This is a genomic window from Klebsiella sp. I138, from assembly GCF_051131765.1.
Lineage (GTDB): Bacteria > Pseudomonadota > Gammaproteobacteria > Enterobacterales > Enterobacteriaceae > Klebsiella.
Genome location: NZ_CP180447.1, coordinates 3305940 through 3318441, shown reverse-complemented (window position 1 = coordinate 3318441; position 12502 = coordinate 3305940). Strand labels below are relative to the sequence as shown.

General features: G+C 55.7%; 11 protein-coding genes. 8 read left to right on the top strand and 3 right to left on the bottom strand.

What is annotated here, in order from left to right; genetic code table 11:
* Window positions 1-9: 9 nt before the first annotated feature.
* Window positions 10-3234 (top strand): carbamoyl-phosphate synthase large subunit, encoded by a 3225-nt coding sequence (gene carB, locus ACMYSK_RS15435; RefSeq protein ID WP_434636590.1) that lies wholly within the window; start codon window positions 10-12, stop codon window positions 3232-3234.
* Window positions 3235-3404: 170 nt separating this feature from the next.
* Entirely contained in the window at window positions 3405-3638 is a 234-nt protein-coding gene (locus tag ACMYSK_RS15430) for a YgdI/YgdR family lipoprotein (RefSeq protein ID WP_434636588.1), read from the top strand.
* Window positions 3639-3690: 52 nt separating this feature from the next.
* On the opposite strand, the gene ACMYSK_RS15425 is transcribed toward ACMYSK_RS15430, so the two are convergent.
* Genes ACMYSK_RS15425 through idnO form a run of 3 tightly spaced genes read right to left on the bottom strand, consistent with a single transcriptional unit; the run spans window position 3691 to window position 5464 of the window.
* Window positions 3691-4158, bottom strand: coding sequence for a YhcH/YjgK/YiaL family protein (locus tag ACMYSK_RS15425; RefSeq protein WP_434636586.1), 468 nt, complete (start codon window positions 4156-4158; stop codon window positions 3691-3693).
* A complete protein-coding gene (locus tag ACMYSK_RS15420; RefSeq protein WP_434636584.1) occupies window positions 4155-4685 on the bottom strand; it encodes a gluconokinase in 531 nt (176 codons plus the stop codon). The genes ACMYSK_RS15425 and ACMYSK_RS15420 overlap by 4 nt, the downstream gene beginning before the upstream one ends.
* A gap of 14 nt (window positions 4686-4699) precedes the next feature.
* On the bottom strand, window positions 4700-5464 hold the full coding sequence (gene idnO / locus ACMYSK_RS15415) for a gluconate 5-dehydrogenase (protein WP_434636583.1): 765 nt from the start codon (window positions 5462-5464) through the stop codon (window positions 4700-4702).
* A 330-nt stretch (window positions 5465-5794) separates the two neighbouring features.
* Between idnO and ACMYSK_RS15410 the strand changes: the two genes are divergently transcribed.
* The 6 genes from ACMYSK_RS15410 to folA all read left to right on the top strand — a co-directional run bounded on the left by ACMYSK_RS15410 (window position 5795) and on the right by folA (window position 12487).
* A complete protein-coding gene (locus tag ACMYSK_RS15410; RefSeq protein ID WP_434636581.1) occupies window positions 5795-6787 on the top strand; it encodes a LacI family DNA-binding transcriptional regulator in 993 nt (330 codons plus the stop codon).
* A 211-nt stretch (window positions 6788-6998) separates the two neighbouring features.
* Complete coding sequence (locus tag ACMYSK_RS15405) at window positions 6999-7949, top strand: 2-hydroxyacid dehydrogenase (RefSeq protein WP_434636579.1); 951 nt, start codon at window positions 6999-7001, stop codon at window positions 7947-7949.
* A gap of 72 nt (window positions 7950-8021) precedes the next feature.
* Window positions 8022-9326 carry an MFS transporter gene (locus tag ACMYSK_RS15400; protein WP_434636578.1) on the top strand — a complete coding sequence of 435 codons (1305 nt, stop codon included), beginning with the start codon at window positions 8022-8024 and terminating at the stop codon, window positions 9324-9326.
* Window positions 9327-9421: 95 nt separating this feature from the next.
* Window positions 9422-9952: a glutathione-regulated potassium-efflux system oxidoreductase KefF gene (kefF, locus tag ACMYSK_RS15395; RefSeq protein WP_434636576.1), complete on the top strand. Its 531-nt coding sequence runs from the start codon at window positions 9422-9424 to the stop codon at window positions 9950-9952.
* Window positions 9945-11810, top strand: a complete 1866-nt coding sequence (gene kefC, locus ACMYSK_RS15390; RefSeq protein WP_434636574.1) for a glutathione-regulated potassium-efflux system protein KefC — start codon at window positions 9945-9947, stop codon at window positions 11808-11810. The genes kefF and kefC overlap by 8 nt, the downstream gene beginning before the upstream one ends.
* Before the next feature lie 197 nt (window positions 11811-12007).
* The gene (folA, locus tag ACMYSK_RS15385; RefSeq protein ID WP_434636573.1) at window positions 12008-12487 is read left to right on the top strand and encodes a type 3 dihydrofolate reductase; all 480 of its coding nucleotides are present in this window, start codon (window positions 12008-12010) and stop codon (window positions 12485-12487) included.
* Window positions 12488-12502 lie beyond the last annotated feature (15 nt).

Sequence of the window (12502 nt, the reverse complement as noted above, 5' to 3'; positions counted from 1 at the left end):
AAAAAAGCCATGCCAAAACGTACAGACATAAAAAGCATCCTGATTCTTGGCGCTGGCCCGATCGTTATCGGCCAGGCTTGTGAATTTGACTACTCTGGCGCCCAGGCCTGTAAGGCCCTGCGTGAAGAAGGCTACCGCGTCATTCTGGTGAACTCGAACCCGGCCACCATCATGACCGACCCTGAAATGGCCGATGCGACCTACATTGAGCCTATCCACTGGGAAGTCGTGCGCAAAATCATCGAAAAAGAGCGCCCGGATGCCGTACTGCCAACTATGGGTGGCCAGACGGCGCTGAACTGTGCGCTGGAGCTGGAACGTCAGGGCGTGCTGGCCGAGTTTGGTGTCACTATGATCGGCGCCACCGCCGACGCAATTGATAAAGCGGAAGACCGTCGTCGCTTCGATGTGGCGATGAAGAAAATCGGTCTGGATACCGCCCGTTCCGGTATTGCCCACACGATGGAAGAAGCGCTGGCGGTTGCCGCTGACGTGGGCTACCCGTGTATTATCCGTCCCTCCTTCACCATGGGCGGCACCGGCGGCGGTATTGCTTACAACCGCGAAGAGTTTGAAGAAATTTGTACCCGCGGGCTGGATCTCTCTCCAACCAACGAGCTGCTGATTGATGAATCGCTGATCGGCTGGAAAGAGTACGAAATGGAAGTGGTACGCGATAAGAACGATAACTGCATCATCGTCTGCTCCATCGAAAACTTCGACGCCATGGGTATTCACACCGGCGACTCCATCACCGTTGCACCGGCGCAAACCCTGACCGATAAAGAATACCAGGTGATGCGTAACGCTTCGATGGCGGTACTGCGTGAAATCGGCGTGGAAACCGGCGGTTCCAACGTACAGTTCTCTGTGAACCCGAAAGACGGTCGTCTGATTGTTATCGAAATGAACCCGCGTGTATCACGCTCTTCCGCGCTGGCGTCTAAAGCAACCGGGTTCCCGATTGCCAAAGTGGCGGCAAAACTGGCGGTGGGTTACACCCTGGATGAGCTGATGAACGACATCACCGGCGGTCGTACGCCGGCCTCGTTCGAACCGTCCATCGACTACGTCGTGACCAAGATCCCACGCTTTAACTTTGAAAAATTTGTTGGCGCGAATGACCGCCTGACGACACAGATGAAATCTGTTGGCGAAGTGATGGCAATTGGCCGCACCCAACAGGAATCGCTGCAGAAAGCGCTGCGCGGCCTGGAAGTGGGCGCAACCGGCTTTGACCCGAAAGTCAGCCTGGATGACCCGGAAGCGCTGACCAAAATTCGCCGCGAGCTGAAAGATGCTGGCGCCGAGCGTATCTGGTATATCGCCGACGCATTCCGCGCGGGCTTGTCGATTGACGGCGTCTTCAACCTGACCAACATCGATCGCTGGTTCCTGGTACAGATTGAAGAACTGGTGCGCCTGGAAGAGAAAGTGGAAGAGATGGGCATCAACGGCCTTGATGCTGACTTCCTGCGGATGCTTAAGCGTAAAGGCTTTGCCGATGCACGTCTGGCAAAACTGGCGGGCGTTCGTGAAGCGGAAATTCGCAAGCTGCGCGACCAGTACAACCTGCACCCGGTCTACAAACGCGTCGATACCTGTGCGGCGGAATTCTCGACGGATACCGCTTACATGTACTCAACCTATGAAGACGAGTGTGAAGCCAATCCGTCGGTTGACCGCGATAAAATTATGGTCCTTGGCGGCGGTCCGAACCGTATTGGCCAGGGTATCGAATTCGACTACTGCTGCGTGCATGCCTCGCTGGCGCTGCGCGAAGATGGTTACGAGACCATTATGGTTAACTGTAACCCGGAAACGGTGTCTACCGACTACGACACGTCCGACCGCCTGTACTTTGAGCCGGTCACCCTGGAAGACGTACTGGAAATCGTCCGTATCGAGAAGCCGAAGGGCGTTATCGTTCAGTACGGTGGCCAGACCCCGCTGAAGCTGGCGCGTGCGCTGGAAGCCGCAGGCGTACCGGTTATCGGTACCAGCCCGGATGCAATTGACCGCGCGGAAGACCGCGAACGTTTCCAGCAGGCGGTTGACCGTCTGAAGCTGAAACAACCGGCCAACGCCACCGTCACCGCCATTGAGATGGCCGTTGAAAAGGCGAAAGAGATTGGCTACCCGCTGGTGGTACGTCCGTCCTACGTCCTTGGTGGTCGGGCAATGGAAATCGTTTACGACGAAGCTGACCTGAAGCGGTATTTCCAGACTGCGGTCAGCGTCTCTAACGATGCGCCGGTTCTGCTGGACCGCTTCCTTGACGACGCGGTAGAAGTCGACGTTGACGCTATCTGCGACGGCGAAATGGTGCTGATTGGTGGCATCATGGAGCACATCGAGCAGGCGGGCGTGCACTCCGGCGACTCCGCATGTTCTCTGCCGGCCTACACCCTGAGCCAGGAAATTCAGGATGTGATGCGCGAGCAGGTGCAGAAGCTGGCCTTCGAACTGCAGGTCCGTGGCCTGATGAACGTCCAGTTCGCGGTGAAAAACAACGAAGTCTATCTGATTGAAGTGAACCCGCGTGCGGCACGTACCGTCCCGTTCGTCTCTAAAGCCACCGGTGTCCCGCTGGCCAAAGTAGCAGCGCGCGTGATGGCTGGCCAGACTCTGGCACAGCAGGGCGTGACCAAAGAGATTATTCCGCCGTACTACTCGGTGAAAGAAGTGGTCCTGCCGTTCAACAAATTCCCGGGCGTTGACCCGCTGTTAGGGCCAGAAATGCGCTCTACCGGTGAAGTCATGGGCGTAGGACGTACCTTCGCGGAAGCGTTCGCGAAAGCGCAGCTGGGCAGCAGCTCAACCATGAAAAAACAGGGCCGCGCGCTGCTCTCCGTTCGCGAAGGCGACAAAGAGCGTGTGGTTGACCTGGCGGCGAAACTGCTGAAGTTCGGTTTCGAACTGGATGCCACCCACGGCACCGCGATTGTGCTGGGTGAAGCCGGTATCAACCCGCGTCTGGTGAACAAGGTGCATGAAGGTCGTCCGCACATTCAGGACCGTATCAAGAATGGCGAATACACCTACATCATCAACACCACCGAAGGTCGTCAGGCGATTGAAGACTCCAAGCTGATTCGCCGCAGCGCCCTGCAGTACAAAGTGCATTACGACACCACCCTGAACGGCGGTTTCGCGACGGCAATGGCGCTGAACGCCAACGCTATCGAGAAGGTGACCTCGGTGCAGGAAATGCATGCGCAAATTAAAAAATAAGCCGTCCCGCTAAAGCCGGGTCACGGAACAACAAGGGCTGACGCGAAATCGTCGGCCCTTTTTTTATCCAGGCCATCTTCGGAGAGTTCTGCTTTTAACTGCCCGCCAGGTGAGGCTAACTATAGTTAGCATCATAACGATATCAATTGACGGAAAGACAGGAGGATACAATGCGGAACAAAATTCTGATGGCATCCGCGCTGGCGGCGACGGCAATATTGTTTGTGGCGGGGTGTTCATCGAACCAGTCGCTGAAAACGACCGATGGCAAAACGATCGTGACTGATGGCAAGCCGCAGGTAGATGATGACACCGGTATGGTGTCTTACAAAAATGCGGAAACCGGCCGGACTGAACAGATCAATCGCGATCAGGTGAAGTCAATGGACGAGCTGGATAATTAAAGGCAGTCCAGGGCCCCGCGAAGGATCTCGTGGGGCCGGCTACGGCAGGGTGTTACAGCAGAGCGTTATCTATCTTCACGATAATTTTGCGCAGCGGTGCGCCGGCATCCATGGCGCCCATTGGGCGGTGCAGTTCACCCGGAAACAAAATTGCCAGCTCTTCCGGATGCAGATGAATCAGCGTTTCGCTGCTAATTTCCTCGCAAAAACCAATATCATGGGCTTCCTTGAACGGCCCGTCGGCAACGATTGGCAGGCCCTTGTTGCCGGCGCCGATAATTTCAACGCCCGCCAGCACAATATGAATATCAATATACTGACGATGAAATTCCGGGCGCTGCTCCGTCAGCGGGCGCGTCTGACCTTCGACAACGGTAAAAAACAGGTTATCGCCATCGACCGTATATTTTCCCGGCGGTAGCGCGTGAGGGTCCTGCTGGGCAACGGCCTGCAGCGCTTTTTTAATCACCGCCGGATAGAATGCATTTTTTGCGGCGGCGCTTAAGGTATCGATAATCATGCCGGAACTCCCTGTGCTGGTTGAGGCTGAAGTAATGTGAGCGAGTGCGCCACGATGGTTGCCACGTCGGGAGCGATATCAACGGCCACGATATCGCGTTCGCTGGCGTCCGGCGTTTCCAGGGCCGCAAACTGGCTTCGCAGCAGCGCTTCCGGCATAAAGTGGCCCTTGCGCGCCTGCATCCGTTGCAAAATACAGTCGTAGTCGCCGGTCAGCCACAGGAAGCGTAAATGGGGGTTGCCCTCGCGCAGCTGGTTGCGGTAGCGCTTTTTCAACGCCGAGCACACCAGCACGCCGGATTCGTTTTTCTGCCCGAGGCTAAAAATCACATCGCCAATACGTTCCAGCCACGGCTGGCGATCGTTATCATCCAGCGGCTGACTGGCGGCCATTTTGAGGATGTTCTGCCGTGGATGAAGATCGTCACCGTCGATAAACTTTGCGCCAAGCGCCTGGGCCAGCGCCTGACCGACGGTCGTCTTGCCGGTGCCCGATACGCCCATCAAAATAATGCATTGCCCTGCCATAGTGTGCTCCTTAATCAGACGGCAACCAGCATGCCGCCGTCGACGAACAACAGGTGACCGTTAACGAAATCGGACGCTTTGGACGAGAGGAATACCGCCGCCCCGACCAGCTCTTGCGGATCGCCCCAGCGGTTGGCAGGCGTACGTTTGCACAGCCAGTCGGTGAAGGCGCGATCGTCCACCAGAGCCTGGGTCATGGCGGTTTTAAAGTAGCCCGGCGCGATACCGTTGACCTGAATGTTATAGCGCGCCAGCTCGACGCACATACCGCGAGTCAACATTTTGACCGCGCCTTTGGCGGCGGCGTAGGGCGTAATTGTGTCGCGTCCCAGCTCGCTCTGCATGGAACAGATATTGACGATTTTTCCGCACTGACGGTTCACCATGCGTTTGGCTACGGCCTGAGAGACAAGAAATACCGCGGTCTGGTTAACGGAAATAACGTCATTCCATTCCTGTACCGGAAATTCAGTAAACGGATGGCGGCGCTGAATACCCGCATTGTTAAATAACACATCAATAGTGCCGATTTCTTCTTCGATTTTAGCAATGGCATTTTCGACGGCGTCGGCATCGGTAACATTAAATACGGCCGAATGGGCAATCGCGCCTTCATCACGTAATTTCATGACCGCATCATCTGCTCGGGACGCTGAAATATCGTTGATAATAATTTCTGCGCCATATTGTGCAAGGCCCTGCGCCATGACAAAACCAATGCCTTGTCCCGCGCCAGTAATTAAAATACGTTTGCCTTGTAAGCTGAAAAGATCTTTCATCTTGATATCCTGATTAACGGCTGAATATAAATGATGTTGTGCGTGTTCAAATGACCTGCGCCAATAACGCCTACTGGGACAGGTTGTTAATTCCTGACAGGCAAACAACATGACCCGCAGCAACCTGTGCTCTATCTCACGTATTTTTGCCGGGTAAATCTGTGATGGAGATCACTCAAAAGGGTGTTACGAAAAGGGGTTACGCTAAACGTGAAGCCGGGTGGAAATTACCGCTGCTCAAGGGGTTAACAGCGGAAGGGTTCGATTCTCTTTTTCTTCAGCGGCAGGCATAATGGCCTGATGCCGTGGATGTATTCGACAGGTCAATAGATGAAAGCACAACGCATTACGCTCAATGATATTGCAGCGCTGGCCGGCGTAACGAAGATGACCGTCAGCCGCTATTTACGCACTCCGGACAAAGTGAAACCGGAGACGGCGGAGCGTATCGCCAGCGTGATTGCAGAAATTGGCTACGAGCCCGATCCCGATAACCCGGCGATGACCAGCGTCGTCGTTCCACGCATTGGCGTGCTTATTCCTTCTTTTCATAATCAAATCTTCGCCGACCTGTTGGCCGGAATTGAGTCAGTGACCGCCGCCCATGGCTATCAGACGCTGGTGGTTAACTACGATTACGACCGCCAGCGTGAAGAAGAGCAGATTGCCGCCGTGCTGGCCTTTCATGTCAAAGGATTGCTGCTGACCGAGTCGGTCCATACCCTGCGGGCGGATAAATACCTTAATGCGGCCAAAATACCCATCGCTGAAGTGATGGGGCTGGCGGAGAACCCCGGGCGTATCAATGTCGGTTTTGATAACTTCAAAGCCGGTTTTGACATGACCAATATGCTGCTGGCGAGCGGCAAACGGCACATTATCTATTTCGGTTCGATGTCTGATGTGCGCGACGAGCAGCGCTACGCCGGCTATTGCCAGGCGATGGAGAATGCAGGACTGGCGACCGGGCGTATTGCGCCAAATAAGGTGTCATCGGTGTCGATCGGTACCGGCATGATGAACCTGGCGCGGCAGATGTATGCCACCATGGACGGCATTCTATGCACTAATGACGACCTGGCAGTCGGCGTGTTACAGGAGTGCCTCGCATCGGGTATCGCCGTACCGCAGGAGCTGGCGATCGCGGGTTTTCATGGCCTGGAGATTGGCCAGATTATCACGCCGCGCCTGGCCAGCGTCCTGACTCCGCGCTATGAAATGGGGAAGGTCGCCACTGAGATTTTGATTAAGAAAATCAAAGGGCTGCCAACCATTGAAAAAGTTGATCTGCACTATCGCCTGTCGATGGGCGAAACCATTTAACCGCTCTCTGAGCGGCGGCGCGGCGGTGTTAGCAAAACGTTAACGTCGCCTCGAACGACCCCTCGCCATACATGGGTTTTGTCTTAGCGATCACGGACACGGTAACAGCATTTTTTAACACGATTCAGCGTGATGTAGATCGCAAAACGCCCCGCTAAAAAACCGTTTGATAGTGGCTACTGTCGTAATAAACCGTCAAACAGGTGATCTGATGAAGAGTACTATTACCCGCGCCGTTCTTTTAGTGGCCCCCGTTATCGATGCTTTGCAGGAACAGCTGGCGGCCGACTTCCCGCTGCTGCGTCTGTACGAGCAGGACGATCCCATCGGATTTTTACGCGAGCAGGGGGAGAACATCGCCGCCGTCGTTACCCGAGGGGATATCGGGGTGCAGAACAGCGTCCTGGAACTGCTGCCGCATGTGGGTCTGATTGCCATTTTCGGCGTTGGTACCGATGCGGTGGATTTAGAGTATGTTCGTTCCCGGCGGATTCAGGTTTCAATTACCTCCGGCGTGTTGACCAACGACGTTGCGGACCTGGCGATGGGGCTGCTGCTGAGCGGTTCACGTAATCTGTGCCAGGGCGATCGTTTTGTACGAGAAGGCCGCTGGGAGAAAGGGGGGATGCCACTGGCCACCCAGGTGAGCGGTAAACGTATCGGTCTGCTGGGAATGGGAAACATTGGCCAGGCTATTGCCCGCCGCGCCTGCGGTTTTGATATGCAGGTACTCTACACCGACCGCAAACCGGTCCCTGGGCTGGATTACCAATGGTGCGCCGATCTGCATACGCTGGCGCATGAGAGTGATTTTCTGGTGATTGCCGCCTCCGGCGGTGAAGCAAACCGCGGGTTGATCGATTTCTCAGTCTTCAACGTGATGCCGAAACATGCCTGGCTGATTAATATCGCCCGCGGCTCTTTGGTGGATGAAAAGGCGTTAATCCAGGCGTTACAAAACGGTGTTATCGCCGGCGCCGCGCTCGACGTTTTTGAAGACGAGCCTCATGTTCCGGCAGAACTGATCGCGCTCGATAATGTGGTGTTGCAGCCGCACGTAGCCAGCGCGACCCATGAAACCCGACAGAAAATGAGTGCGGTGGTATTCGCAAACGTGACGGCTTATTTCTCCGGTAACGTATTGCCGAACGCCATTAATTAATTTTTATCTCTTATTTCTGTGCCCGGCTCTTCTTTAATGACAACAATAACCTCTGCATAGAGAGTGCGAAATATGAATGATAAAACTCCCGGCACCCGCTGGCTGCGTATTATTACGCCGGTGTTGATCGCCTGTATTATTTCGTTTATGGATCGGGTGAATATTAGTTTTGCTTTACCTGGTGGAATGGAAGCAGATTTAGGTATTACCAGCCAGATGGCCGGTGTTGCCAGTGGGATATTTTTTATTGGTTATTTATTTCTGCAAATACCCGGCGGAAGGATTGCGGTAAACGGCAGCGGTAAACGTTTTATTGCCTGGTCGCTAATGGCCTGGGCCGTGGTGTCGATTGCTACCGGCTTTGTGACCCATGAATATCAACTACTGGTCCTGCGCTTTATTCTCGGCGTATCTGAAGGCGGGATGCTGCCGGTGGTCCTGACGATGGTCAGCAACTGGTTCCCGGAAAAAGAGCTGGGGCGGGCCAATGCCTTCGTCATGATGTTCGCGCCGCTGGGCGGCATGCTGACCGCACCGGTATCCGGAGCGATTATTGCCGCGCTCGACTGGCGCTGGCTGTTTATTATCGAAGGCCTGCTGTCCGTGGTCGTGCTGGCGGTATGGTGGTTTATGATTAGCGATCGCCCGGAAGAAGCCCGCTGGTTGCCGGAGAAAGAACGTCACTATCTGGTCACTACGCTGGCCGCAGAGCGAGCGGCAAAACTGGCGGAAGATACGGTCAGCAACGCACCGGTCAAAGATGTTTTCCGCAATAGCGGGCTGATGAAGCTGGTTATCCTTAACTTCTTTTATCAGACCGGCGATTACGGCTACACCCTGTGGTTACCGACTATCCTCAAGGGCCTGACCGGCGGCAGTATGGCCAGCGTCGGATTTCTGGCGGTACTGCCGTTTATGGCCACGCTGGCGGGGATCTATGTGATTTCGTTATTCAGCGATCGCAGCGGCAAACGTCGCCTGTGGGTGCGCTTCTCGCTCTACAGCTTCGCGGCAGCGCTGTTGGCCTCGGTAGTGCTGCGTGAGCACGTAGTGGCTGCCTATATTGCACTGGTGATTTGCGGCTTCTTCCTTAAATCGGCAACCAGTCCGTTCTGGTCAATGCCGGGGCGTATTGCCTCTGCGGAAGTGGCCGGTAGCGCCCGTGGCGTGATTAATGGCCTGGGCAATCTCGGCGGCTTCTGCGGCCCGTATCTGGTTGGGGTAATGATCTATCTGTATGGTCAGAACGTGGCGGTTTGCGCGCTGGCCGGTTCGCTAATCATTGCCGGGACCATGACCTTCCTGCTGCCGAAACGCTGCGATCTCGACATCCGTGAATCCGATGTTTCCGTCAGCAAGCAGCCGCGAAATGCCTGAGACGTACAGACATTAAATAAGGTTATGATTGTAAGCACTTCGATTAACTGACTACACTCTTGCTGATTACAACGAGAGTTAACGCAGGCTAATCAATGATTCTGATAATTTACGCCCATCCCTATCCGCATCACTCGCATGCGAATAAGCGGATGCTTGAGCAGGCAAGGACGCTGGATGGCGTAGAAATACGCTCCCTCTATCAACTTTACCCCGATTTTAATATCGACGTCGCCGCCGAACAGGCGGCGCTGGCACGGGCCGATCTGATTATCTGGCAGCATCCGATGCAGTGGTACAGTGTGCCGCCGCTGATGAAACTGTGGATGGATAAGGTGCTGTCGCACGGCTGGGCCTACGGGCATAACGGCATCGCGCTGCGCGGCAAATCGCTGATGTGGGCGGTGACCACCGGCGGCGGCGAGAGCCACTTTGATATCGGCGCATTTCCCGGGTTCGATGTGCTCTCTCAGCCGCTACAGGCCACCGGACTGTACTGCGGGATGACGTGGCTGCCGCCCTTTGCCATGCACTGCACGTTTATCTGCGACGATGAAACCCTTCAGGCGCAGGCGCGCCGCTATCGACAACGCTTAATTGAATGGCAGGAGGCACACCATGGATAGCCATACGCTAATACAGGCGCTGATTTATCTGGGATCTGCCGCCCTGATTGTGCCGATTGCCGTGCGTCTGGGGCTGGGGTCGGTGCTCGGCTATCTGATCGCCGGGTGCATTATCGGGCCGTGGGGCCTGAGGCTGGTCACCGACGCTGAGGCGATTTTACACTTTGCCGAAATTGGCGTGGTTCTGATGCTGTTTGTGATTGGTCTGGAGCTTGACCCGCAGCGCTTGTGGAAGTTACGCGCGTCGGTATTCGGCGGCGGTGCGCTACAGATGGTGGTGTGCGGCGTGCTGATTGGCCTGTTCTGCATGCTGCTGGGGATGCGCTGGCAGGTGGCGGAGCTTATTGGCATGACGCTGGCGCTGTCGTCGACGGCGATCGCCATGCAGGCAATGAACGAACGCAACCTGACGGTCTCGCAGATGGGACGGAGCGCGTTTGCCGTCCTGTTGTTTCAGGATATCGCGGCGATCCCGCTGGTGGCGATGATCCCGCTGCTGGCCGCCAGCGGCGGCTCAACGACGCTGGGCGCATTTGCCCTGTCGGCACTCAAGGTAGCAGGCGCGCTGGCCCTGGTGGTAGCTCTGGGGCGCTATGTGACCCGTCCGGTGCTGCGCTTCGTAGCCCGTTCTGGTCTGCGTGAAGTCTTCAGCGCCGTGGCCCTGTTCCTGGTCTTCGGCTTTGGCCTGTTGCTGGAGGAGGTCGGATTGTCGATGGCGATGGGCGCCTTCCTGGCGGGAGTCCTGCTGGCGAGCTCGGAATATCGTCACGCGCTGGAAAGCGATATCGAGCCGTTTAAGGGGCTGCTGCTTGGGTTGTTCTTTATTGGCGTCGGGATGTCGATTGATTTCGGTACCCTGATGAGTCATCCACTGCGCATTCTGATTTTACTGGTCGGTTTTTTGGTTATCAAAGGCGCAATGCTGTGGCTGATTGCGAAGCCGCTGGGCGTTCCTCGTGCGCAGCGCCGCTGGTTTGCCGTGCTGCTGGGGCAGGGGAGTGAGTTTGCCTTTGTGGTATTCGGCGCGGCGCAGATGGCTGATGTACTGGATAGTGAATGGGCAAAAGCGCTGACTCTGGCGGTTGCGCTGTCGATGGCGGCGACGCCGATCCTGCTGGTGCTGCTGACCCGTCTGGAGAAATCTTCCAGCGGCCAGGAGCGCGAAGCCGATGAGATTGATGAAGAGCAGCCGCGAGTGATCATCGCCGGCTTTGGTCGTTACGGACAGATTGCAGGTCGTGTACTGCTCTCCGGCGGTGTGAAGATGGTGATCCTCGATCACGATCCTGACCATGTGGATACGCTGCGTAAGTTTGATATGAAGGTGTTCTATGGCGATGCCACGCGCGCGGATCTGCTGGAGTCGGCGGGGGCGGCAAAAGCGGAGGTACTGATTAACGCTATCGACGATCCGCAGGCCAGCCTGCAGCTGGTTGAGCTGGTTAAAGAGCATTTCCCGCATTTGCAGATTATCTCCCGCGCCCGCGATGTGGACCACTATATCCAGCTGCGTCAGGCCGGCGTGGATGCTCCGGAACGTGAAACCTTCGAAGCGGCGCTGAAATCAGGGCGAATGGCGCTGGAGGCATTGGGGCTGGGAGCATACGAAGCGCGCGAGCGCGCCGATCTGTTCCGTCGCTTCAACCAGAAAATGGTGGAAGAGATGGTGGCGATGGCTGAAAACGATGCGGCGTCTCGCGTGGCGGTGTTCAAGCGAACCAGTGACATGCTGACCGGGATTATCAACGAGGATCGTAATCATCTGTCGTTGGTGCAGCGTCATGGCTGGCAGGGAACCGAAGAGGGCAGGCATACCGGGGATATCGCCGATGAACCAGAGAGTAAGCCTTCTTCCTGACGAGCGGGCCAGCCGTTACGTTTTGTTTACAGTTAACATTTTGTTTTCAATTTGAATCCTCTTCTGGCGGCTCACGTGGCTTACGTGGGCCCGCCAGCAAATCAGAAAATTTTCTTATTCTTTACTCTCCGTGCAGTCGACGAAGTATTACGCTTTACGTATAGTGGCGGCAATTTTTTGCATTCGGGAATTATTCAATGATCAGTCTGATTGCGGCGTTAGCGGTAGATCGCGTCATTGGTATGGAAAACGCCATGCCATGGAACCTGCCTGCCGATCTCGCCTGGTTTAAACGTAATACGTTAAACAAGCCGGTTGTGATGGGGCGTCTGACCTGGGAGTCTATTGGCCGACCGCTGCCAGGGCGTAAGAATATCGTTATCAGCAGCCAGCCTGGCACTGACGATCGCGTCCAGTGGGTAAAATCGGTGGATGAAGCGATTGCCGCGTGCGGCGACGTTGAAGAGATGATGGTCATTGGCGGCGGACGCGTCTATGAGCAGTTTCTGCCGAAAGCTCAGAAGCTGTATCTGACGCACATTGATGCTGAAGTGGAAGGGGATACCCATTTCCCTGACTACGATCCAGATCAGTGGGAGTCGGTATTCAGTGAATTCCATGACGCCGATGAACAGAACTCGCATAGCTACTGCTTCGAGGTTCTCGAACGTCGCTAATGGCAATCCGGGCAG

Bases quoted from the DNA above. Each gene is read 5' to 3' on its own strand.
- kefC (WP_434636574.1), top strand. From the start codon at position 9,945: ATGGATAGCCATACGCTAATACAGGCGCTGATTTATCTGGGATCTGCC.
- ACMYSK_RS15425 (WP_434636586.1), bottom strand. From the start codon at position 4,158: ATGATTATCGATACCTTAAGCGCCGCCGCAAAAAATGCATTCTATCCG.
- ACMYSK_RS15420 (WP_434636584.1), bottom strand. From the start codon at position 4,685: ATGGCAGGGCAATGCATTATTTTGATGGGCGTATCGGGCACCGGCAAG.
- ACMYSK_RS15405 (WP_434636579.1), top strand. From the start codon at position 6,999: ATGAAGAGTACTATTACCCGCGCCGTTCTTTTAGTGGCCCCCGTTATC.
- ACMYSK_RS15400 (WP_434636578.1), top strand. From the start codon at position 8,022: ATGAATGATAAAACTCCCGGCACCCGCTGGCTGCGTATTATTACGCCG.
- kefF (WP_434636576.1), top strand. From the start codon at position 9,422: ATGATTCTGATAATTTACGCCCATCCCTATCCGCATCACTCGCATGCG.
- folA (WP_434636573.1), top strand. From the start codon at position 12,008: ATGATCAGTCTGATTGCGGCGTTAGCGGTAGATCGCGTCATTGGTATG.
- carB (WP_434636590.1), top strand. From the start codon at position 10: ATGCCAAAACGTACAGACATAAAAAGCATCCTGATTCTTGGCGCTGGC.
- ACMYSK_RS15430 (WP_434636588.1), top strand. From the start codon at position 3,405: ATGCGGAACAAAATTCTGATGGCATCCGCGCTGGCGGCGACGGCAATA.
- idnO (WP_434636583.1), bottom strand. From the start codon at position 5,464: ATGAAAGATCTTTTCAGCTTACAAGGCAAACGTATTTTAATTACTGGC.
- ACMYSK_RS15410 (WP_434636581.1), top strand. From the start codon at position 5,795: ATGAAAGCACAACGCATTACGCTCAATGATATTGCAGCGCTGGCCGGC.